This is a genomic window from Emticicia fluvialis (assembly GCF_024793945.1).
Taxonomy (GTDB): domain Bacteria; phylum Bacteroidota; class Bacteroidia; order Cytophagales; family Spirosomataceae; genus Emticicia; species Emticicia fluvialis.
The window spans coordinates 14652-36063 of the sequence record NZ_JANUSD010000026.1 but is presented as its reverse complement, the minus strand read 5'-3'; the positions used below and the strand labels follow the sequence as shown (position 1 = coordinate 36063).

General features: G+C 41.5%; 15 protein-coding genes. 2 read left to right on the top strand and 13 right to left on the bottom strand.

The window, feature by feature from the left end:
- Positions 1–264 precede the first annotated feature (264 nt).
- From NZ848_RS21055 to NZ848_RS21030, 6 genes are all read right to left on the bottom strand, one after another.
- Complete coding sequence (locus tag NZ848_RS21055) at positions 265–543, bottom strand: hypothetical protein (protein ID WP_101726206.1); 279 nt, start codon at positions 541–543, stop codon at positions 265–267.
- Positions 544–1311: 768 nt separating this feature from the next.
- Positions 1312–3939, bottom strand: coding sequence for a DNA mismatch repair protein MutS (mutS, locus tag NZ848_RS21050; protein WP_259017155.1), 2628 nt, complete (start codon positions 3937–3939; stop codon positions 1312–1314).
- A gap of 195 nt (positions 3940–4134) precedes the next feature.
- Positions 4135–5097 carry a hypothetical protein gene (locus tag NZ848_RS21045; protein ID WP_259017154.1) on the bottom strand — a complete coding sequence of 321 codons (963 nt, stop codon included), beginning with the start codon at positions 5095–5097 and terminating at the stop codon, positions 4135–4137.
- 3 nt (positions 5098–5100) lie between these two features.
- The gene (locus NZ848_RS21040) at positions 5101–6888 is read right to left on the bottom strand and encodes an ORC-CDC6 family AAA ATPase (protein ID WP_259017153.1); all 1788 of its coding nucleotides are present in this window, start codon (positions 6886–6888) and stop codon (positions 5101–5103) included.
- Complete coding sequence (locus NZ848_RS21035) at positions 6875–7945, bottom strand: HD domain-containing protein (protein WP_259017152.1); 1071 nt, start codon at positions 7943–7945, stop codon at positions 6875–6877. The genes NZ848_RS21040 and NZ848_RS21035 overlap by 14 nt, the downstream gene beginning before the upstream one ends.
- 1 nt (position 7946) lies before the next feature.
- On the bottom strand, positions 7947–9005 hold the full coding sequence (locus NZ848_RS21030) for a DNA cytosine methyltransferase (protein ID WP_259017151.1): 1059 nt from the start codon (positions 9003–9005) through the stop codon (positions 7947–7949).
- A 441-nt stretch (positions 9006–9446) separates the two neighbouring features.
- Here NZ848_RS21030 and NZ848_RS21025 point away from each other — a divergent pair, with 441 nt between their 5' ends.
- Positions 9447–10262 (top strand): tetratricopeptide repeat protein, encoded by an 816-nt coding sequence (locus tag NZ848_RS21025; protein ID WP_259017150.1) that lies wholly within the window; start codon positions 9447–9449, stop codon positions 10260–10262.
- A 389-nt stretch (positions 10263–10651) separates the two neighbouring features.
- Here NZ848_RS21025 and NZ848_RS21020 read toward each other — a convergent pair whose 3' ends face one another.
- The 5 genes from NZ848_RS21020 to NZ848_RS21000 all read right to left on the bottom strand — a co-directional run bounded on the left by NZ848_RS21020 (position 10652) and on the right by NZ848_RS21000 (position 17879).
- On the bottom strand, positions 10652–11983 hold the full coding sequence (locus NZ848_RS21020; protein WP_259017149.1) for a c-type cytochrome: 1332 nt from the start codon (positions 11981–11983) through the stop codon (positions 10652–10654).
- 50 nt (positions 11984–12033) lie between these two features.
- Positions 12034–13464, bottom strand: coding sequence for a c-type cytochrome (locus tag NZ848_RS21015; RefSeq protein WP_253523115.1), 1431 nt, complete (start codon positions 13462–13464; stop codon positions 12034–12036).
- A gap of 83 nt (positions 13465–13547) precedes the next feature.
- Entirely contained in the window at positions 13548–13982 is a 435-nt protein-coding gene (locus NZ848_RS21010) for a hypothetical protein (RefSeq protein ID WP_259017148.1), read from the bottom strand.
- A gap of 266 nt (positions 13983–14248) precedes the next feature.
- Positions 14249–15421, bottom strand: a complete 1173-nt coding sequence (locus NZ848_RS21005) for a PepSY-associated TM helix domain-containing protein (RefSeq protein WP_259017147.1) — start codon at positions 15419–15421, stop codon at positions 14249–14251.
- Positions 15422–15530: 109 nt separating this feature from the next.
- Complete coding sequence (locus NZ848_RS21000) at positions 15531–17879, bottom strand: TonB-dependent receptor (protein ID WP_259017146.1); 2349 nt, start codon at positions 17877–17879, stop codon at positions 15531–15533.
- A 1703-nt stretch (positions 17880–19582) separates the two neighbouring features.
- Between NZ848_RS21000 and NZ848_RS20995 the strand changes: the two genes are divergently transcribed.
- Positions 19583–19864 (top strand): hypothetical protein, encoded by a 282-nt coding sequence (locus NZ848_RS20995; protein ID WP_259017145.1) that lies wholly within the window; start codon positions 19583–19585, stop codon positions 19862–19864.
- A gap of 139 nt (positions 19865–20003) precedes the next feature.
- Here the strand turns inward: NZ848_RS20995 and NZ848_RS20990 are convergent, their stop codons facing one another.
- Both NZ848_RS20990 and NZ848_RS20985 read right to left on the bottom strand, forming a co-directional pair.
- Entirely contained in the window at positions 20004–20573 is a 570-nt protein-coding gene (locus tag NZ848_RS20990) for a Crp/Fnr family transcriptional regulator (protein ID WP_259017144.1), read from the bottom strand.
- A gap of 7 nt (positions 20574–20580) precedes the next feature.
- Positions 20581–21393, bottom strand: a complete 813-nt coding sequence (locus NZ848_RS20985; RefSeq protein ID WP_259017143.1) for an oxidoreductase — start codon at positions 21391–21393, stop codon at positions 20581–20583.
- Positions 21394–21412 lie beyond the last annotated feature (19 nt).

Sequence of the window (21412 nt, the reverse complement as noted above, 5' to 3'; positions counted from 1 at the left end):
CTCTTGAACTACGGCTAATTTAAAAGCATAACTGTAATCTTTCTGTGTACGCTTAATGTACTGATTTGCAATTGTTTCTTTCATAACATTACTTTTATTGTAACGCTATTTCAGGACGTGACATACCTGAGCCAACAAAAAACTCCCTCACTGACCAAGCGAGGGAGTTTTTTGTTTTCTGTGCGTTTGCTGGCGGGGTATTGTTTGGTTGAATAAGGCTTAAAGAGCCGTGCCCGGCCAGCCAATCAGACAGAACGGAACCCATTACTTCATAAGAAAAGAGGCAATGGTGCTTTCGATTTTCCGTATCGGAACCAGAAAAGGTTTATCGGTAATGGTTACCTCAATCTGGGTTTCGGGGCTACCAGGCTCAGAGAGCACCAGATAGCTGCCCTTTACGTCGCCTATGGGTGTGTCAATACTAAATGTACCTTTGGTGTCGTTTCCGTTGAAAACACCACCTTTACCGGTGATGGCATTTCCGGCAGCGGAAGCGAACTCGGCAGAAGTACCGGGGTAAGCAATGTTGAATGATGATGCCATAGTTGAAAGAGTTTAAATTAACAATTGTGTGAAATTTAATAAAAGTTTTTGAGGTTTCAAGCCTCATATAAATTTAAAAAACGAAATAATATTTGGCAAAGTTCCGCCAATGAACAGTTGCGGCTATTTAAAGAGGGCAAGTAGAGACGCATTGCGTGCGTATCCGGGGGCCTGTTTATGGAGTAGAATTTTGTTTAAAAAACAGTCTGTCAAATATTAATTCGGGAATATCCAGATTCGGCGATGAGCCGTATGCAATTCGGCTCTACAAACCTTCCATTACAACGGCTCGTTCAGATACAACCACACGAATCGAATCACTTACTACAGTTGTATCATCCCTACGGGATTTTAATTCCAAAACAATCTCTTAAAACTGATTCGGGAATATCCAGATTCGGCGATGAGCCGCAAGCATTGCGGCTCAACAAACCTTCCGTTACAACATCTTCACCAGCTCGTTCAGATACAACCACACGAATCGAATCACTTACTCCAGATGTATCATCCCGGCGGGATTTTAATTCCAAAACAATCTCTTAAAACTGATTCGGGAATATCCAGATTCGGCGATGAGCCGCAAGCATTGCGGCTCTACAAACCTTCCATTACAACAGCTCATTCAGATACAACCACACGAATCGAATCACTTACGACAGATATATCATCCCGGCGGGATTTTAATTCCAAAAAAAACTCTTAAAACTGTTTCGGGAATATCCAGATTCGGCGATGAGCCGTATGCAATTCGGCTCAACAAACCTTCCGTTACAATAGCTTCACCAGTTCGTTCAGTTTCAGAAGCGCTTCAATGGGCGACAGGGTGTTGACATCCAAAGACTGTAATTTCTTCTTTACGGCTTCCAGCTTCGGGTCTTGTGGTTCAAAGAAACTGAGCTGGATATTATTTTTGGGTGCCTGCTGGATTTTCTCCTTATTGTTTTCTTTGATGTGGTCTTCTTCCAGATGATGCAATATCTCGTTGGCGCGTAACACCACCGACTGCGGCATACCGGCCATTTGTGCCACATGGATACCAAAGCTATGTTCGCTGCCGCCTTCTTTCAGCTTGCGCAGAAACACCATTTTGTTATCCACCTGCTTTACTGCCACGTTGAAATTCTTGATACGCGGAAAATCATCCGCCAGTTGGTTCAGCTCATGGTAATGCGTGGCAAAGAGTGTCCAGGGCTTGCTTTTGGCGTGGTTGTGCAGGTATTCGGCAATGCTCCAGGCTATGCTCACGCCGTCATAAGTGCTGGTTCCTCGACCAATCTCATCCATAATAATCAGGCTGCGGTCGCTCAGGTTGTTCAGGATACTGGCGGTTTCGGTCATTTCAACCATAAAGGTAGATTCGCCCCTCGACAGGTTGTCGCTTGCCCCTACCCTTGTGAAAATCTTGTCTACAATGCCCAGTTCGGCACTGGCGGCAGGCACAAAGCTGCCTACTTGTGCCATTAATGATATGAGGGCTGTTTGCCGCAACAAGGCTGATTTACCGGCCATATTCGGCCCCGTAATGATGATAATCTGCTGGGTTTCGTCGTCCAGAAACAGGTCGTTCGGCACATAGCTTTCGCCCAGGGGCAGTTGCTGCTCTATTACGGCGTGGCGGCCTTCTTTAATGTTCAGCACCTTGTTTTCGGTAACTGTTGGCTTGCAATAATTATTTTTGCGTGCCACTTTGGCAAAAGAAGCTAGGGCATCCAGCACCGATATCACCCGGGCATTTTGTTGAATCTGGGCTACAAACTCGCCGGCAGTGGCTACCAACGCATTAAAAATCCGTTGCTCAATCTCAAAAATCCTGGTCTCGGCAGTCAGAATTTTATCTTCATAAATCTTCAGTTCTTCGGTTATATACCGTTCGGCGTTTACCAGTGTCTGCTTCCTTATCCATTCAACCGGCACTTTGTTCTTATGGGCGTTTGATACCTCCAGATAATACCCGAAAACCTTGTTATAAGAGATTTTGAGCGACGGAATCCCAGTGCGTTGCGCCTCACGGTTCTGGATTTCAATCAGGAAGTCTTTGCCAGAAAAAGCAATCTTGTGGAGTTCGTCCAGCTCGGCATCTACTCCGGTTTTAATCATATTACCCAGATTGGTAACAATCGGGGCATCGTCACGCAATTCGCGGTCTATTTTATCAAACAGATACTTGCATTCTGTCAGCTGGGCTACATATTTCTGCAGCACATCAAATGTCTGGCTGCCGTCTTCCAGCAGTTTTTTGATGGGCGGCACCTGTGCCAGCGCCCGTTTCAACTGCCCCAGCTCGCGCGGACTAATCCGCCGTACGGCCACTTTAGAAATCAGGCGTTCCAGGTCGCCAATGGGTTTCAGCAGGGTAGTCAGGTTTTCGGCTACCTCATCTTGCTGCACAAAAAACTCAACGGTATCCAGGCGTTCCTGTATCACGCTTTTTTCTTTCAAAGGCAGCACCAGCCACTTGCGGAGCAGCCTGGCACCCATTGGCGTGATGGTCTGGTCTAGTACCTGAATGAGCGGTACGCCGCCTTCATGTTGTGCAAAAACCAGCTCCAGATTGCGGATAGTGAAGCGGTCGAGCCATACATATTTATCTTCGTCGAGGCGGGTAAGGCGCGAGATATGCCCCATTTCCTTATGCTCGGTGTCTGACAGATACCGCAGAATTACCCCTGCCGCCACTATGCCTTCGGTGAGGTTTTCTACACCAAAGCCCTTGAGGGAAGCAGTACGAAAATGATTGATGAGCAGGTTATAGGCGAAGTCGTACTGGTAGGCCCAGTCTTCAAAACAAAACTCGTTGAATTTATCGCCAAAGGTGCCGTGAAACTCATGCCGGTACTTTTTGCAATAGAGAACTTCTGCCGGGGCAAAACTTTGCAGCAGCTTGTCGATATAGGCCGTGTTGCCCTCAGTAGTGAGGAACTCGCCCGTTGAAACATCCAGAAAAGCCACCCCGAAGTAATCGGGACGGGCGAAATGTATAGAAGCCAGATAGTTGTTCTGGCGGGTATTGAGCACGTTATCATTAAACGAAACCCCGGGTGTTACAAGTTCGGTAACGCCCCGACGCACAATGCCCTTGGCGGCTGAGGGGTCTTCGAGCTGGTCGCAGATGGCTACGCGCTCGCCTGCACGCACCAGTTTGGGCAGGTAGGTATCCAGCGAGTGATGCGGGAAACCCGCCAGTTCTTCCTGCGCACCGCCGTTGTTGCGGCGCGTTAAAACAATGCCCAGAATTTTTGAGGCCTTGATGGCATCTTCGCCGAAAGTTTCGTAGAAATCACCCACGCGGAACAGCAATACTGCCCCCGGGTACTTGGCCTTTATCTGATTGTATTGTCGGTTGAGAGGAGTCTCCTTTGGCTGTTTTACGGTTTCTTCTTTTGACGGACGTGCCACTTTATTCGGGATTTTATCTGCTAAAACAGCCAAAGTTACGCATTTTTATTGAGGGATGCTACGGTGGGTGGAGGGAAAATGGCATTTTCAATTAACCAATTAGAGAAAGAAACTAATACTATCTTCCAATTAACTGAAATTATGACAAAGCTTAAAAGACAATAGTCATTTTTACTCTTGCACATATTTAAGAATTCAATTCTCCAATAATGAATTCATTTCAAACATTAGAAAATAATCGCAAGGTACTGAGTATTGATTTATATTATATTGATTTGCAGATGCATAACAAACTTGAATATTTTCATTTTTTAATGCTACTATAGCAGCAGCTATTGTTGAAACTTTGTTATTTAAAGGAGAAAGTATAATATTATATTCTTTTTTGTACTTTTCAATAAGCGTCTCTAAAACTATAATTGTTTTATCAACTTCAATGCATGAGAACTGAAACTCTTCTTTAATCTTGGAATGATTCTTCTCTTTTATGAATTCGAATTTACTTTCCCCTCTGATGCTTAATTCCTCATTAATTGAATCTTCATGAGATGGTTTTCCTAGCAATATCCCATTTGGTTCAAATGAATTTATGATTTCCTCAGTTCGTTCATTCTCAAAACCATTTAAAATTATAAGCATTAGTTTTTTGCTTGGCAAAATCATACCTGAATAACCAAAAATAGAACGAATGTAACGAACCCCTTTTGTAAGCCAATCACAAGGATAATTTTCAGCAGGAGTATATATTAAGCAAACTTTTGACTTACCAATAAATGGTTGTTGATTCAGTGCTTTAAACAAAATCAGCAATACCTCTCTAGTAAATGTAGTTACATCAATTACAATTCTAAGTTTATTATCTTTATTAAATTCTTGATAAAATTCCTTAAAAGTAGTACATAAGAGGTCATACGTTTCTATCGGATTATTCTTTGGGTGTTCAATTTTCTTAAATTGGGGTATTCTATTCTGTAATTCTTTAAGGTTCTCATGTGCAAGCGTATAATTTTCATCGATATGAAAAACGAAAGCACTTTTTATACTTTCAGCATTTAAAGCTAAGGCAACCGACTTTGATCTTGATTCAAATCCAGAGGAACAAATAAATAAATCGATATTACTAAAAATCGATTTCAATTCAGAAGCATTTATTTTCATATTTTAGTCATGTAAATTATCAAATAAAGGACCTTGCAGATTTTCATCAGTTGCCAAGTTTTTCGTAGTTTCTACAATAAAACGTTGCGGATTTATCAGTGCAATTTTTAGGATTTCACTATCCATAAATTTATATCCTTTAAATCCCGTTGGATCTAGTTTGAAAAATGGAGCTAGAGTTCTGCTTAAAATAAACAGTTTACTTCTGCCTGTTCCCTTTTTATTTCCAATAGTACTTTGATGTAAGTAACCGTAGTGAATAGCCAAATCTAAAATTTCTCTCAATTCATCATCTGGTAAATCATTCAAAGCTACCGAAAACACAACTCTTTCTGTTCTATTACTAACAAAAATTTTACGAAACATTCCGCCTAAACCAGTTATCAAATTATGTAATTTATCAGCTTTACTTAATCTCTCTGACTCAGCTTTTCCACCATGCTGTTCAATCACTTTTTTAAATTCATCTTCTAAGAATTTTTGTGAAAAACTATTAATTATTTCGTTTTGAATGCTGTCTGGTATAAAATCAACTTCGTTAGCATCTATATTGTTTCTAGATAAATGCTCTGAAAACATCGTTGAAGCTGGCTCCAAAAAATACCTGATAATTCCTGACGAAATATTAACCAAATTATCAAATCCAGCATAGCTAAATGTACCTCCTGATCTCCCCGCTACTAAATTTTTCACATACTCCGATGTAGCATAGCGTCTTGCAGCATCTGGACCAGCATAATCTTTATCATCTTTGTTATTTTGCTCTTTGATTTCTTCATACTTTTTATTTATTGCTTCAACTTGAGCTTTATCAGCTGGAAAAAAAACTTTGGGATTAATATCTTTATCTAAGTATTTTTTAATTCTTTTCTCAACAATATTCTCAATTCTTTGATAGTAATTCTTGCCAGAAGAAGTATAGACAGTTGCAATATTTATTTGGGAATAGTCGTGCGGATAATCAATTGTTTTATCATTTATAGTATTATAACTTTTGTAATCTAACTGAGTAGAAATTTTTAAGCTAACAAATTTTGATGTCCTATAAGATACCCAAGTATTAAGTATTTTTGTTTGTGTCGAATTCAGATATCCAGCATCATCAATTAACAAAAATAAAGATTTATCTTTTGGCATAAAAGGTAACTCTTTTAGTTTTAGCAAAATTGGATATAAAAAATCAAGATAGTTGCATAAAGCACCTTTATAATCTTCTTGAGAGGTTGGATTAATTGCTATTCTTTTGCAATATGATTTACACTCTGATTGCATTCTATCAATAATTCTTACCATGCTATTGATATATTCCGAAGAAGACTTATAATCAGCATTTAAGTCTTCAGTAACACCCCCAGATATATCGACATACCAGATAAAAACATTTTTGTAAAACTCTCTAATTTCATTTAGATATTTATCAATTTCTTCTTGAAACTTGAGTAAATAGTTAAAACATTTACTTGCTACATGAGTCGTTAGCAAATGCTCATTAAAGAAAGTATTTGAATTGCTTTTTAAACGTTCAAGCTCTGGATTATTAATATCGGTTAACTTAATCGGAACATAAAGACTGAAATAATCTAATTCGTTGAGAGCACATTTTTTTTCAATCACTTGACAATCAGGCATCATATATCTAAACATCATACTCTTACCTGAACCTCTTGGTCCATTTAAAAATGTATGTCCAATTGCTTTAACCTGATAAAAATCCGTAAAAACATCTACAAATAATTCATGTACTTCAATTGCCGTTACATCTTCAGGCGTATTAACTTCAAATGGGTTCATGTACAGCTCGTTGTTCTATAAAATTTTTAATAAATTCACCGTCTATTCTTTTGTTATTTTCCTTAAGCGATTCACATAAATCATAAATATCCTTATCCGAGATAAATGGATATCCAGTCTCTTTTAATTCGTAAGAAATACATTTAATTTCATCGTCATCAATGCTACTCAAAATATGGATATTTGCTTTAACAGTATTTATTCTACCGCTGTAAGGCAAAAATCGACTACAGTACAAAGATTCTGTAAAGGTTTTAAATGTTCTAACATATATTTCATCAATCAAAAACTGTTGGATTGTTTGTGAATCTTTTATCATTGGATAGGTATTCCGAAGAAGCTCGTCGTGTACATAAAAATCCATTTTTACCTCACCTCCTGAAATAAATATACTATCTAATACACCAGAATAGCGATGAAAAATTTCGCTCGTTGCTGTCATATTACCTGTATCTAGTAAAAACTTAGAGGCTCTCGTTTTATCTTCTGCGAGTTCATCTGCTAATCTTAAAATAGCCGCTAACAGTTGGGGTCTAATTTTTTGATGAGATAGGTTTTCCTCCCGATGCAATTTACCAATTGGGTCCTCCTTTCCTCCATGCGCTTTAGCTATATCACCAATATGTTTTCTCTCTGCGGTTGAAAGAGAATTACCAGAATCAAATTTAGCTAATAACTCTTTACCTTTATGAGCGTGTTCTTTTCTAGAACCTATTAAATGTCCGGTATCGTGAAGTTGGATAGCTACTAGTAATAAGAAAATCTCATATGGTGTTATAGAAAAATACCCTTCCTTATTCTCTAAAGACACATTCAATTCATTTAGAATCCAAGTAGCTCTCTCTATTACCATTTTTATATGGTCTACGCCATGGTCATTAAAATATCCTTCCTTTTCGATCTCTAAAATTTTCGTTTTAATTTCGGGATGTACTTGAGTATCAAATTTTCCTTTCAATTCCTCATAGATATTTACATAATTCTTCCCTGCTGGAAAAATATCCTGACGTCCTCTTAGTGATAAGAACTCAGTTTCTAAATTTTTAATTTTAGTCACTTTAATTCAAATAATTGTTATCAATTTTAATAATCTGTTCTATAATTGCTTTTGCCAGCAATGGAGGGACTGCATTACCTATTTGCTGCTGTTTGTGCATTAAACTTCCTTGGAAAATAAAATCATCTGGAAAGCTTTGTAACCTAGCAGCTTCTCGAACTGATAGACCTCTATCCTGAAATGGATGTATTAACATATTTTTCCTGTAATTAGCAATAACAACAGAAGGCTTGTCGGCATTTAATCTTCTATATATTCCACTATGACAATTACTTAAATCTTTATAATTATCCATTAGCTTTTTAGGTATAGCTTTCCAATTTTCTCCTTGGTTTATATACTTATATCGTTCAATGACATAATCTTTATTTTTTGATACTATGTTTTGCAGAGAATTAGAAGAATTAGCTCTCATTAGTCTAGCGTAATTACTTAATTTAGTCTCTTTATAAGGTAAACATTCAAAAGAATCTCCATTCTTTAAATCAGGCAAGTCTACTATTGCTTCTATAACGGTGACCTCTACATCTTTTTTTTCAGGAAAAGAAAATTCAATATCTTCTCTATTACCAATCATAAAAAACCTATTCCTATTTTGAGGGACGCCATAATCTGAAGCAATCAAAACTTTTTCACTAGTTCTGTAACCCAGTTTAGACATCTCTTCTCTCAAAATATTGAGAACTTTACCTTTTTGAAATAACGTAATTCCCTCCACATTTTCAAAAACAAACCATTTAGGCCTTAATACTTTTACAGCTCTAATAAACTCATAAAATAAAGAGTTGTTAGAATTTTTTTCATCGCGAGTTTTGGTGTTAGAAACCGAAAAACCTTGGCATGGAGGCCCACCCATTAATATAAAGTATTTGTCCTTGTATTCATTAAAATCAATTTTGCTTATACTCTCGCATATTACATTTCTTGTTTCTGGATGGTTACTTTGGAAGGTTTTAATGGCACTTTGATCATAATCAATCGCTAAAGTAATATCTATACCTGCCATTTGTGCGCCTAAGCTCATACCACCTGCACCACAAAATATATCAACTCCTTTCATATAAATTTAGTGCTCTATTAAAATTTAAAACCAAAGGCTTCTTATGTTATATTTGAATTATAAAATTATATTATCAATTCTAGAAAATCGCCAGCGATTGCATTTCAGGACTTCATGCATAAATTAAACCATATCAAATTCTTAAACGTATTAAATAATGATCTCTTAAGTTTTGCAGAAATAGATATTTCTAATCACAGAAAATCCCGAACTAAAATATTCAAAGTTAGCATTTTTGATTACAATATTTTAAATTTGAAATATAAAAATTGCAAATTTCTATTTATTCTAATATTAAGAATTAAAATTACCTCTTTAAAGTTGTAGTTTTCTGACCACATACTCTCTTTTTATTCACAATTACGTTTCTTATTTTTACTATCATTGTCATACACAATCAGTTCCGCAATAATAATTAACAATTTTAGATATTTCATGCTGATGACCCGCTACTTTTTGAACCGCTGTATAATTACCCTTATTGTGTTGTTAGGTACTGTCTTTCATGCCTCGGCGCAGACGTCCGAGGAGTATCTGAAAGCCGGAGAAAAGAAGTTTGCCAACAAGGCTTATAAGGAAGCCCTGCTTGACTTCGACAAAGCCATTTTGCTGAATCCGAAAAGCATTGAAGCTTACAATGCCAAAGGTTCGTGCTTGTATGAACTGAAACAATTCAAAAAAGCTGCTGAGGCTTATGGATATGTGATAAAGTTTGACTCCACCAACGCCGAGGCTTATAATAAACGAGGGGTTTGTTATATAATAGGAACGATTCGACTGAGAGCTGCGATTCTGGATTTCATGAAAGCAATCAATCTTAACCCTGATAATATTAAGCCTTATTATAATCTTGGTTTTTTGAGAAACTGGTTAGGAGCCTCTGCCTGCGCTATCGGTGATTTCACTGCGATATTAATGATTGATTCTACCAATTCAAATATTTGGATTAACCGGGGTAACAGTTTTAAAAAAGACAAACAATTTACTGCTGCTATTTTAGATTACACCAAAGCTATTAGCAAAGATGCCCCTGATAAACTTATGGCATATTTCAACAGAGGGATTTGCTATGAGGCCATCGGTAAAAATGACGACGCAGCCCAGGATTTTAACACTGTCTTGATGCTAGACCCCTCTAAGCCAGACAATACCGCTTTCTTAAAACAGCCCATGCAGCTCAAGCACCTGCATCGTAAGGCCAAAAAAATCATTAAAAAGGCATTTCCAAGTGACAAACAGTGGCAGTTAAAGGTTTAAGACAACCGGATCTACCCCTACCCGAATGTAATTTTGTGCATAAAACTACGCAGTACTAATCCTTGGTTATACCAACTGTCATAAGTTTGGGATTATTGTTAAGCGGGCATTGAACAATAAATTTTATTGAATAGCCGAAGCGTCCCGCTCTGCAAACGCCCCGGCTATCATAAGGCAATTATCATTTTATAAATCCGGTCTATTAAACCTGTTTTGCCTCCAATCTTTTTACACCGATATAAATACCAGTATCATAGAAAGTATAAGCAAAAGCAACAGTATAAGTATGCCTACCTGCTTTCCGGATGAAAAACCACTAGTTGCTTGTCGTTTAGATTTCTTCATAAGGCTATCATAGTTTAAAAAGTGCAAAAAACCTTTTTTCTATACTAATGAAGAGAAAGAATCCATTCGGCCACCTGCTGTACCTGTTGGTCGGTTAGGTGGGTTTGTGGTGGCATAGGTGGGCCTTCGCGCTTTTTACCGGGCTTTTTAATCCAGCTTACCAAACCAGCCTTGTTTCCCTTATAAATACCGGCGGCTTCTTTCATGGCGGGGCCTACCAGTTTTTCATCTACCTGGTGGCAGGCTATGCAGTTATTATTGAAAATATCCTGGCCGGGTAGCTTGGGCGCATCTGCTGAAACCACCTTAGCTTTACCGGCTTCGGCAGTGGCTTCTTTTACCAGTTTCTCGTAAGCTGCAGTTTTGGCAGCTACCAGCTTGCGGTGCGGGTTAAGGGCGTTAGAACGGTAAAGCTGCCTGCCAGACCCCATAAATATAACTACAATACTCATGGCAATGGCTATCCTGCCAAAATATCTGCCAAATTGGGTTTCGTCGGCATTAATTTCTTTCCAGAGCCACACCATTGCTACTATGGCTACCGCCGCACCACTCAGAATCACCAGCAGCACATTAGAAGCCAGCCCTTGCGAAGGCAGGGTGATAAGTATAATGGGTCCTATAATAAACTGTATCAGCGAACCATAAAATGTAATGGTGTACAGATTTTTACGGACTCTGAAACGGGAAAGCGTTGGATAGCGGGACTCGAAATCGTAGGTTTTCCGCCCCCAGTACCACACCAGAAACAAGCCCGAAGCTGCCATACAGGCATTCAGGAAATGCAGGTATCGTGGAAAAACATTGGGAAGCAGTAATGCTGAAAAGAACCCCTCAACAACCGACCATTTATCAGGGAACATCATGAGATTGACATTGGTAAGAAAAATGAGCGGTATAAAAAGAAAAAGTAGCACAGCCGTAGCCAGAAAACTGATATGAAGCAGCTTGTTATGTTGTAACCGTTGCCATAAAAACTTATGCGCATAAAGCAGCAGTAACGCAATAGTTACCAAGGGTATAACCATAATCCACATCAGGCCGGTGAGGGCATTGGCCGTATAAAAATAAGTGGTATAAAGCGTATTAATGACCAATAGCGGAGCAATGCCCATAACAATGGCCAGCGACTTATTGACTGTAATGGTTTCGGCAACTGAGTAGGCCAGTTTGTCGTAGTCGGGTTTACGAAGCCCGAGTATCTGATAAAAAAGAGCAAGAACAGAGCCTCCAACCATTAGATTTATAAAAAGAATGTGTACCAGAAACGATACAACCAGTAACAAAACCAGTAGCCACTCTGGTAGCGGCAATGGTAGAGGCAGGTCTTTCTGCACTATTTGCGGTGCTGCCTGCAATAATATATAATAAAACATAATGAATTGCTGATTTAATGAGCGCCATTAAAGGCGCATAAAAATTTAAGTTACTGCCCGGCTGAAACCTCAGAAGGCTTTAAGAGTCCCAACCCGTTCTGCGAACCTTCAACCGGCAGGGTGTAGTCTTGCTGAAGGGTTTTAATAAACACACAAAGCGCCTCAAGCTCCTGATTATTGCCGGGAAACGGCGGCATAAAATAGCGTGCCCGATGCATATTTTTTATGTAGGCTTTCATTTGCGCGGTATCCCAGGGTTTATTGCCAAACATAGCCGTAAACTTGCCTTTTATTGGGTTTACCATGCCATTGGTTGTATGGCAGCGGCTACAGGTAATAATAAATACGTCTCTTCCTGCTTCGGTTATGTTGCCAGCTGTTATCTGTTTGGTAGGCACAAAGTTTGCGTGCTTCAGAACGCCGTCTCGCTGCAAAAGGGGGTAATCTTCAACCCTTATACCATTAGAGTACATATACTCGCCAATTACATAAGGTTTGCGGATAAACTCGCGCAGGCGTTCAAAGTGGCCCATCAGCACTACTACCAGCAGTATTGAAAGCCCCGCCAGCCACGATGGCACCGTGGCTGGCTTAAAAAACGACCAGTTGGCTGTTATCATAACCAGCCCAATAGCTATGCCCACTATACTAATTATCTGCGAGTACCAGTTCTGAAACTCCATAGTACCCATAGCCACAGGCAAATTTCCAATCAGGTTATCAGGAATCACATAGTAATACAAAGCCGCGCCCAACGCTGCCAAAGGGGCCCAAACCAGCACCCAGCGACTAATGAACCTGACAATGACAGCCCGGAAAGCCGGGTCTTTACGGGTAAAAATGATAGCCAGAAACAGGGCTATCATTCCGCCCATTGTCATGGCCAGCGTAGTGCGGAATAACAGCTGCGGTACGTATATCGGATTCAGGAACCCATAAATGAAACTACGATTGGCGTTCCAGTTGCCGGTGTCCATCATAAAAGAAAGAATAGATACGATGATAGACATGGTTATCCACGAAAAAAACGACAGAAAAATACCATAGCGCAAGTGTTTGGCTCTATCGGTTATGGTTGACCGCAGCTTTTTCCAGGTAAGAAAATAAAGCAATATCAACACTACTTCAGTTACAAAGACAATCCATTCAACAAACCATGCGCCAAAGAAAACACGAATGAGACTGCCAATGGAGGCTGGGTTTACCAGCGAAGCCGAAAACCAGATACCAACACCTGTCATGGCGCCAATAGTGGTAGTAATAAGAAATGCAAAGAAAAGTATCCGGTAGGCGGTTTTGTCCCACTTTTCGGCCTGAGCCGGGTCAGTCTTTAAAAGGCTGAAACCTTTAAACTCCAGCATGGCCACAACGGGCATCAACCCAACTGCCAGTGCGTGATTAATAACTGCATGAAGCACCGCTATAATAGCGATTAAGGCCCGGTTTCCGAGGAAATCGAGATGAAATATTGGAAAATCCATGATGATTCGGTTTAATTAGACAATAAAAATGCAGGCCGTGCCAAACAGGACGACCAGGTGAAGCATACGTGCTTCATTATTGTTTATACCGATACCTGTGGAGGATGGATAATTTTGGCGTAGAAATCCTGAAAATAACCGTTTTTGTAGGCATAGTTGCGTTGAGGCCAGTCATTGACACCCTGAGCCGGGTTAACAGCCAGATCTATGTCTTCTACAAAAAGATTGAACGAAAAAGCCAGATTTACCGAGGCTTGTTTCTTTTGGGTGGGTTTCTGCCCGAAATCGAGCAGGTCAAGTAGTTTTTTTTGGAGTTCTTTTTCAAACAGTGCTACTTTTTTTTCAATACTGGCATTTTGCCTGCTGAACTCGTCTGGGTTTTTTACAGAAAAACAGAAAAGAAAAGTAAGCGTGCTTTGGGCAAAGAAAACGATAAATATAGAGAATATAACCCACCTGCGGGCCTGAGAAACCTGCCCGGCAGAAAGTTGCTTGATATGGATTATACGGCGAACCAAATTACTTTATTTACCGCCCAAATATACAGCTAAAAGATTAAAAAATATGCTTTCAAACCCTGCTTTTATAAGGGGGTTGCTATTTTGGGGTACTTTTAGAGCCGCCCAGCCATGTTATAGGTCTACACAAATCTATTTAAAGCCTTTAACTGATGTTAAACCCCTTTTATATCAAAAACCTCCGCACACAGGAGATTTTTGCAAGGTTTTATTATTAATAAATCGAATACACACGGCAATGCCCTGTCTATAACAACACACCAACCTTAACTAACCGCCATCTTTTTGCTCTTTTTTTTACCTTTCTTTGCACTGCTTTTCTCTTTATTCAGCCAGATTATGAAACCGGTAACGGGCAGGGAGGCGCAAATGAGAGAGACTACAAATGCCAGAATTTTGGTGGGCAGCCCGCCTATGGCGCCTATGTGTAAATCAAAGTTGAGCGAGGCCATTTTATCGCCGGGTGCCTGGTTTTCATTTGATTTCAGCTGCTTGATTTGCCCGTCCGACTGGTTAAAGTACAGCCATCTGAAAACCCCGCTGCGGTCTTTGTTCAGCCTTATCTGTATATCATGTGTTTTTTCGGTAGAGTCGCGCAGCCTGATTGACATCATGTCGGCCTTGGGGTAGGTCTGCAAGGCATAAATCAAGGCGTTGTCTAGCGTTTTGTTCAAGGGTTGTGGCACAGGCACAAAGTCTTTTTTAGCTTTTGCCACGCTTCCGAGTTTGTTCAGCGTATCGGTATAAAACGTTTTAAAGCCGGGGAAAGCAAACACCAGCCCCGTTACACTTATGATAAAAGCAAAAACAAGGCTGTAAAAGCCCAGCACATTGTGGAGGTCGTGGTTGAGGCGTTTCCAGCGGTAGCTGAAATTAAGCCATAAACCTTGTTTCACGGTAGCGCGGTTCCATTTTTTAGGCCACCACAACACCAGACCCGTCAGCAGCAGCACCACAAAAACGGCCGTAGAATAACCCACCACCGGATGCCCGATTTTCTTACCCAGCAGCAAATTGAGGTGCAATTGCAACACAACCTGAAAAAACTCTTTTCTGGTATCTTCAACGGCCTGTATGGCCCCTGTATACGGGTTCATAAACACCCTTTTATAATATTGCTGGTAGTTATAATAGCCAAAGGCTTTGTCATTGGTTTTGTTTACTCTGAACACCCAGGTTCTTCCGGCATCGGGGTATAGGTCTACCCTTGATATTTTCTCTCCGGCTTGCAGGCCTGCCTGTGCCTTTTGCAGCAGGGTGGTTAAAGGCAAAGGCTTGGGGTTGGGCGCGGTTTGGTGCAGGTAATACTTTTGGGGGTATACCCATAGCTTCAGGTCGTCGTGAAATACGTAAATACAGCCGGTAATGCTGACAATAAAAACTACCATACCGGTTATAAGGCCAAGCCATTTGTGCAACCAGAGAAAAAATGCTTTCATAAAAAGGTAATTATAAATAACTGCAAAGGGTGCATACCCGCTCCGGTAGCGGCTGCCGCCGGAGCAAGATGATGCTTAATTGAGATTGACCCGATATAAAAAACTGTTATCAGAATCTGAAGCGGGTGTTGATGTTCAGCTGTGTGCCGTTACCCCTTACATAATTGGCGTTTAAGCCCGGATAAAGGCTGGCAGGGTTAAAATACACATTGTTAAACAGGTTTTCTACCCCCAGGCTAAAGCTGAGTTTTTGGTTGAGATTATAAGTACCCGCCAGGTTAAACAAATGATACCCGATAATAGGGCCTTCGCCATTCAGGTACTTACCGTTAGCCTGCTTCTGGAAGCGGTCGCGGTCGCCTACATATACCCAGTAAAACTGCAGGTTGAGTTTGCTGACAGGTGTGTAATACAAAAAGCCTGTTGCCTTAGGCGGGGCAATTCTGGCACTGCTCAGGTATTTTTTGCTGCCGTCTTCAAAAATAGCCTTGCCCTCTACAAAGGCGTAGGTACCTCCTAGTTTCAGTTGGTTGGTCAGGCGCAGGTCGGCGGCTACTTCATAACCATATACCCTTTCAGGCTCGCGCTGCGGAAGCAGATACCCGCCTACATCTACCAGATTAGCGCCGAGGTCAGATGTACTAATGTAATACGCCGCCGAAAAGTTGAAGCCTTTGATGCGGCTCGAAAAACCCACCTCATAGTTATTGGTGATGATGGGGTCTGTTTCCATGCTTTCAATGGTGTTGGCGGTTGCCCGGCGGATAATGCGCCCCAGCTCATTAATGGCAAAGCCCTGCGAGAAACTCACAAACGGATTGAAGAAGTCTGAACGGGCATAGCGCAAACCAGCATTAAACATGGTGGCGTTATAGGGTATCTTTCCCCCTTTAACGGCTACGCTTCCGGCATTGTTGGGGCCGGTGGCAATGGTGTTGAAATCGTTGATGGTTACGGTGGCGTTTTCGTAGCGCACCCCTCCTTTCAGAATCAGGTTATTAACAATATCTACTTTCAACTGGGCATAAGGCGCCAGATTCACCATGTCCATATTCGGAATATACACCCGGCCATCTACCAGATCCTGATTGGTGATGTCGTTCAGCAGGTCTAGTCCGTAAGTAATTTCAGCAGGCATTTTACCAATTACAAATGGGGTGTTAAGATTAATGCGCAAGCCTTTCTTCTTAGAATTGATCATGGTTTGCCCCGGGCCATACCAGGCGGTTCCGGTGCTAACGTAGCGATTCATGGAGCTGAACGAGTTGATATATACGGAGGCATCCATCTGGGTTTTGCCAAACAGGTTTCTGCGGGTGTAGGTTACCAGTGCGTTATGGTTGAAGGGTGTCCCTGCGGGTTTGCCGGGGTCGGTTCCCTCCACACCAATAGTGGGTGTCTGGCCGTACACCCCGTCTTTGCTGATGTATTTGGTGTGCTGCGTGCTATTGAAATAATTGTAAAAAGCGCTGACAGACGAAAGCGCGTTGATGTCGTAACTTACTTTGGCAAAAGCATTGTACTGGTAAGAGTTAGAAAGGCCGTCGGTTTGTCCTAAAGGAATCCCCTCGCCATCTCTTTGCAGGCCTATGTATTCGGCCGAGCCGGCCACACTATAGCCCCATTTGCCCTTTTTACCGCCCAGATATTGCGAGGCCCGGTAGCCCAACGTACCATTGGAGCTGAACGGATTCAATGAAACCCCCACGCTGCTTTCGCCCGTTAGTGGGGTATCGCCTTCGCTTTTCCTGGTTATGTAGTTGATAATACCTCCGCCAGAGCCATTTCCGTAGATAGACGTAGCGCCTTTGATAACCTCTACACGCTCAATAACGGCCGGATTGATGGTGCGGATGTCGCGCGAGCCGTTCATTAACGGCGTAGATTGCGGAATACCGTCTATCAGCACCAATACCGCACGGCCGCGGAGTGTCTGGCCTGAGTTAACCGCCTTATTGGTAGACACCCCCAGGCCCGGTACCGTAAAGCCCAACACGCTTGAAATGTCGGTTGTGATATTGCTCTGGGCTTCTATATCACGGCGGGAAAGAATAGTAATAGACGACGGAATGGTTGAAATATGCTCAGGCTTACGGCCAGCAGTTACTACCACTTCAGACAGGCTCTTCTGGCTGTATTGCAAAACAATTTGAAAAATACTGCCGGGGGTATCGGCACTGAAGGATGTTTTGTAGGTTTCATAGCCGATGGCTCTAATCTCGAGCACGTTGTTGGGACTAAGTGTTGTGTTCGACTGATAAAACCCTGTAGCGTCGGTAAGGCCAATTGCTTTTTGATTCAGAATCACGGTGGCGCCGGGTACGGCCTCCTTTCGGGTATCTTTTACCTGAATGCGGATTTGTTGTGCTGATGCGCCAATGGCGATCAATAACAGAAATAATGCGCCCGAAAACAAAAAAATGTGGCGTCTGTAATGGTTAAAAAAAGGTGTAGACATTATAAGTTTGTTGTAATTGTATTTAGACTAATTATAAATAAGCCGCAAATATAAGAAAAGAAATGAATGAGGTGCAAGGAAAAGGAAATATTTGAAGAGGGTACGGGGTAAGAAGTATAGGGCGTTGGGCAGAGAGTTAAAAACAAAAGAGATTATGGTATTTCACTGGAGATTCATGATTGTTATTGCTCTTTAGGGGTTCAAAATTTTGAACCCTTACCGTTTGGTATCCATATATGTTGCGGCGGAGTCTCCTGATTGTGCGTGCCTGAAGCGAGGCAAGGGGACTCTGCCGCAGGGGTATTGAGGTTTGGTGGTTTTATTAGAATGGAACCAACGCAGAGTCCCCTTGCTTGTCGCAATGCCTATGCACACGGGAGACCCTGCTTATACCCTGCCAAAATTTTGAACCCTTACCGTTTGGTATCCATTTATGTCGCGGCGGAGTCTCCCGCGTGTAAGTGCAAATAGCGAGGCAAGGGGACTCTGCCGCAGGGGTATTGAGGTTTAGTGGTTTTATTAGGATGGAACCAACGCAGAGTCCCCTTGCTTGTCCCAATGCCTATGCACACGGGAGACTCTGCTGATACGCTTGATTTTCTTTTCACTCTTTGCCTATTTACCTACACACGCTTCAAAACTCCATTTTCATGTCCCGACAGAGTCTCCCGAGTGTGAGTGCCATTAGCCAGGCAAGGGGACTCTGTCGCAGGGGTATTGAGGTTTAGTGGTTTTATTAGGATGGAACCAACGCAGAGTCCCCTTGCTTGTCGCAATGCCTATGCACACGGGAGACGCTGCTAAGAACTCAACCATCCACGTTTCGCTAAGTAGATTCAAAATTTTGAACCCCCACAGGGCAGAATGAAAGGGACCTCATGTCCCGACAGAGTCTCCCGCGTGTGCGTGCCAATAGCCAGGCAAGGGGACTCTGTCGCTGGGGTATTGAGGTTTGGTGGTTTTACTAGAATGGAACCAACGCAGAGTCCCCTTGCTTGTCGCAATGCCTATGCACACGGGAGACCCTGCTTATACCCTGCCAAAATTATGAACCCCTGCCGTTTGGTATCCATTTATGTTGCGGCGGAGTCTCCCGAGTGTGAGTGCCAATAGCCAGGCACGGGGACTCTTCATGTCCCGACAGAGTCTCCCGAGTGTGAGTGCCAATAGCCAGGCAAGGGGACTCTGTCGCAGGGGTACTGAGGTTAGGTTGTTTTATTAGGTGAAACCAACGCAGAGTCCCCTTGCTTTTCACAATGCCAATGCACACGGGAGATGCTGCTGATACCCTGCCAAAATTATGAACCCCTGCCGTTTGGTATCCATTTATGCCGCGGCGGAGTCTCCCGCGTGTGCGTGCCTAAGGCGAGGCAAGGGGACTCTGACACAGGGGTATGGGGAATTCATTTCCAGGCGGAGTCTCCCGCGTGTGCGTGCCTGAAACGAGGCAAGGGGACTCTGCCAAAAAATTCCTTGATTTTTGTCAAAACATACGAAACTGCAAAAAAACTACCTGAAACAGGCCAATAAATAAATATCACTTGTTAAAAATCATATTGTTTTTTTTCTTCAATTCATAAATAATAAAGGCCGTAAATATGTAAAATCCATATCAAAATGGCCCTTGCCACCTTAATTCAACCTGGTTCTGAATGGCAATCTTTACGAAGAATTATCAATTTACTAACATAAAAAAGCATCTTATGAAAAATTCTGCTTTCCTGCTTTTAATCATTTTATCTATTTCATTTTCATCCTGCAGTTTTGATTCGGTAGAAAATGATGCGAACAGACTATCCAAGCTGGTTTGTGAAGGCGAACGAACATCTGACCCTGAAAAGAAGAAAAAAATTCGGGAGGAGTATCAGAAGCTAACAAGTGAATTTAAGGATAAATACAAAAACCGCCAGGCAGATGCCATTAAAGTGGCACAGCTTCACTTTCAGAAAATAGAAGAATGCCTGGGTTATTTGCCTGTTCGATAAAGCAATCAGGGCTTTACAGTAGTGGCAGGGCAGTCCTTTTAATGACAGGCTGTCTGGTCCTGAAACAGGTTTAAGCAAATCTTTTTTAGGACCAGACAGATTCAAAATTTTGAACCAAACCAAAGCCATTTACCAGTTTTCACCTTATATTTTTTCTTATTCTGCTTAATGAAGATTGCGTAATGCCCATATAAGACGCTAAATAAGACAGTGGGATCCGGTTTGCCACATTAGGGAATTTTTCAAGAAACGAAAGATAACGTTCTGTGGCATCTTCTGCCATCATCATACTGATTTTATTTACCTTTTCGGCCAACCCTTTGGCAGTGATTTTGGAAACTATGATATCCCACTCTATAATGGTCATGGATAAATCTTTCATGGCACTTTTAGATAAGACCAGATACGTGCAAGGTGTGATAGCCTGTATATATTCTGTCGATGGAATTTCCTGATTGAAGCTGTTTATATCGGCCAGAAAGTTATTTTCTTCAATGAAATACTTCGTAATCTCATCGCCTTTATTGTTGTAATAACAAACACGCATAATCCCCTCTGTCAGAAAAATAACCTCGCGGGGTATCTTTCCGGCTTCATGATAATACTCATCCTTTTTAATTTCCCGTGCAACAACCTTGCTTTTGATTAAATCAATCTGCTGGCTGTTCAGATTGCCGAACTGTAATATATAGTTAATAAGTGCTTCCATAAAACATTTATTTCATCTGACTCATAATCAATCGGTCGAAGAATTTATCTGACAGAATGCTTCTGAAAAACAACATCAGCTTTGCTCCTGAAGCGCCAACATATCTGGTCTTTGGATTAGCCGCTTCAATTCCTTTTTTAATGAGTTTTGCAATCACAATAGGGTCGGCGGCGTCTTTTTGAATAGTAGCATACATATTGTTTACACCTTTTGCCAGTGTGCTGTATGCTGTACTACCTGAAACACCCATCATATATCCGGCGCCCAGCCCTGTCATTTCTGATTTCGTGCCGCCGGGTTCAATCACAATTACATCAATTCCAAAGCCTTTCACCTCTTTTCTTAGGGCATCACTCAAACCCTCAATGGCAAATTTACTGGCATGATACCAGCTTCCCATAGGTAACGTTACCTTGCCCCCTACCGATGATATATTCACTATTTTGCCATAGTTATTTTTCCGCATAGCCGGCAATACTAATTGTATCAGTCGAGCCACGGCAAAAACGTTGACTTCCATCTGATATCTGGCATCGGCCATTGGCATATCTTCCAAAGCGCCATAATAACCTGAACCCGCATTGTTGATTAAAATATCTATACTGCCAGTTTCTTTTACGATATGCTCAATACACGCCACCATACTATCTTCGCGGGTAACGTCTAATGCAACAGGTACAATGCTGAATGCCATAAGATCCTGCATTTTTTCAATTCTTCGTGCGCCACCATAAACCTTATAACCATTTTGAGCCAGATAAATTGCGGTTGCTCTCCCGATTCCTGATGAGGCTCCTGTAACTAAAACTGTGTTTGCCATCTTTTTGAGTATTTGTATG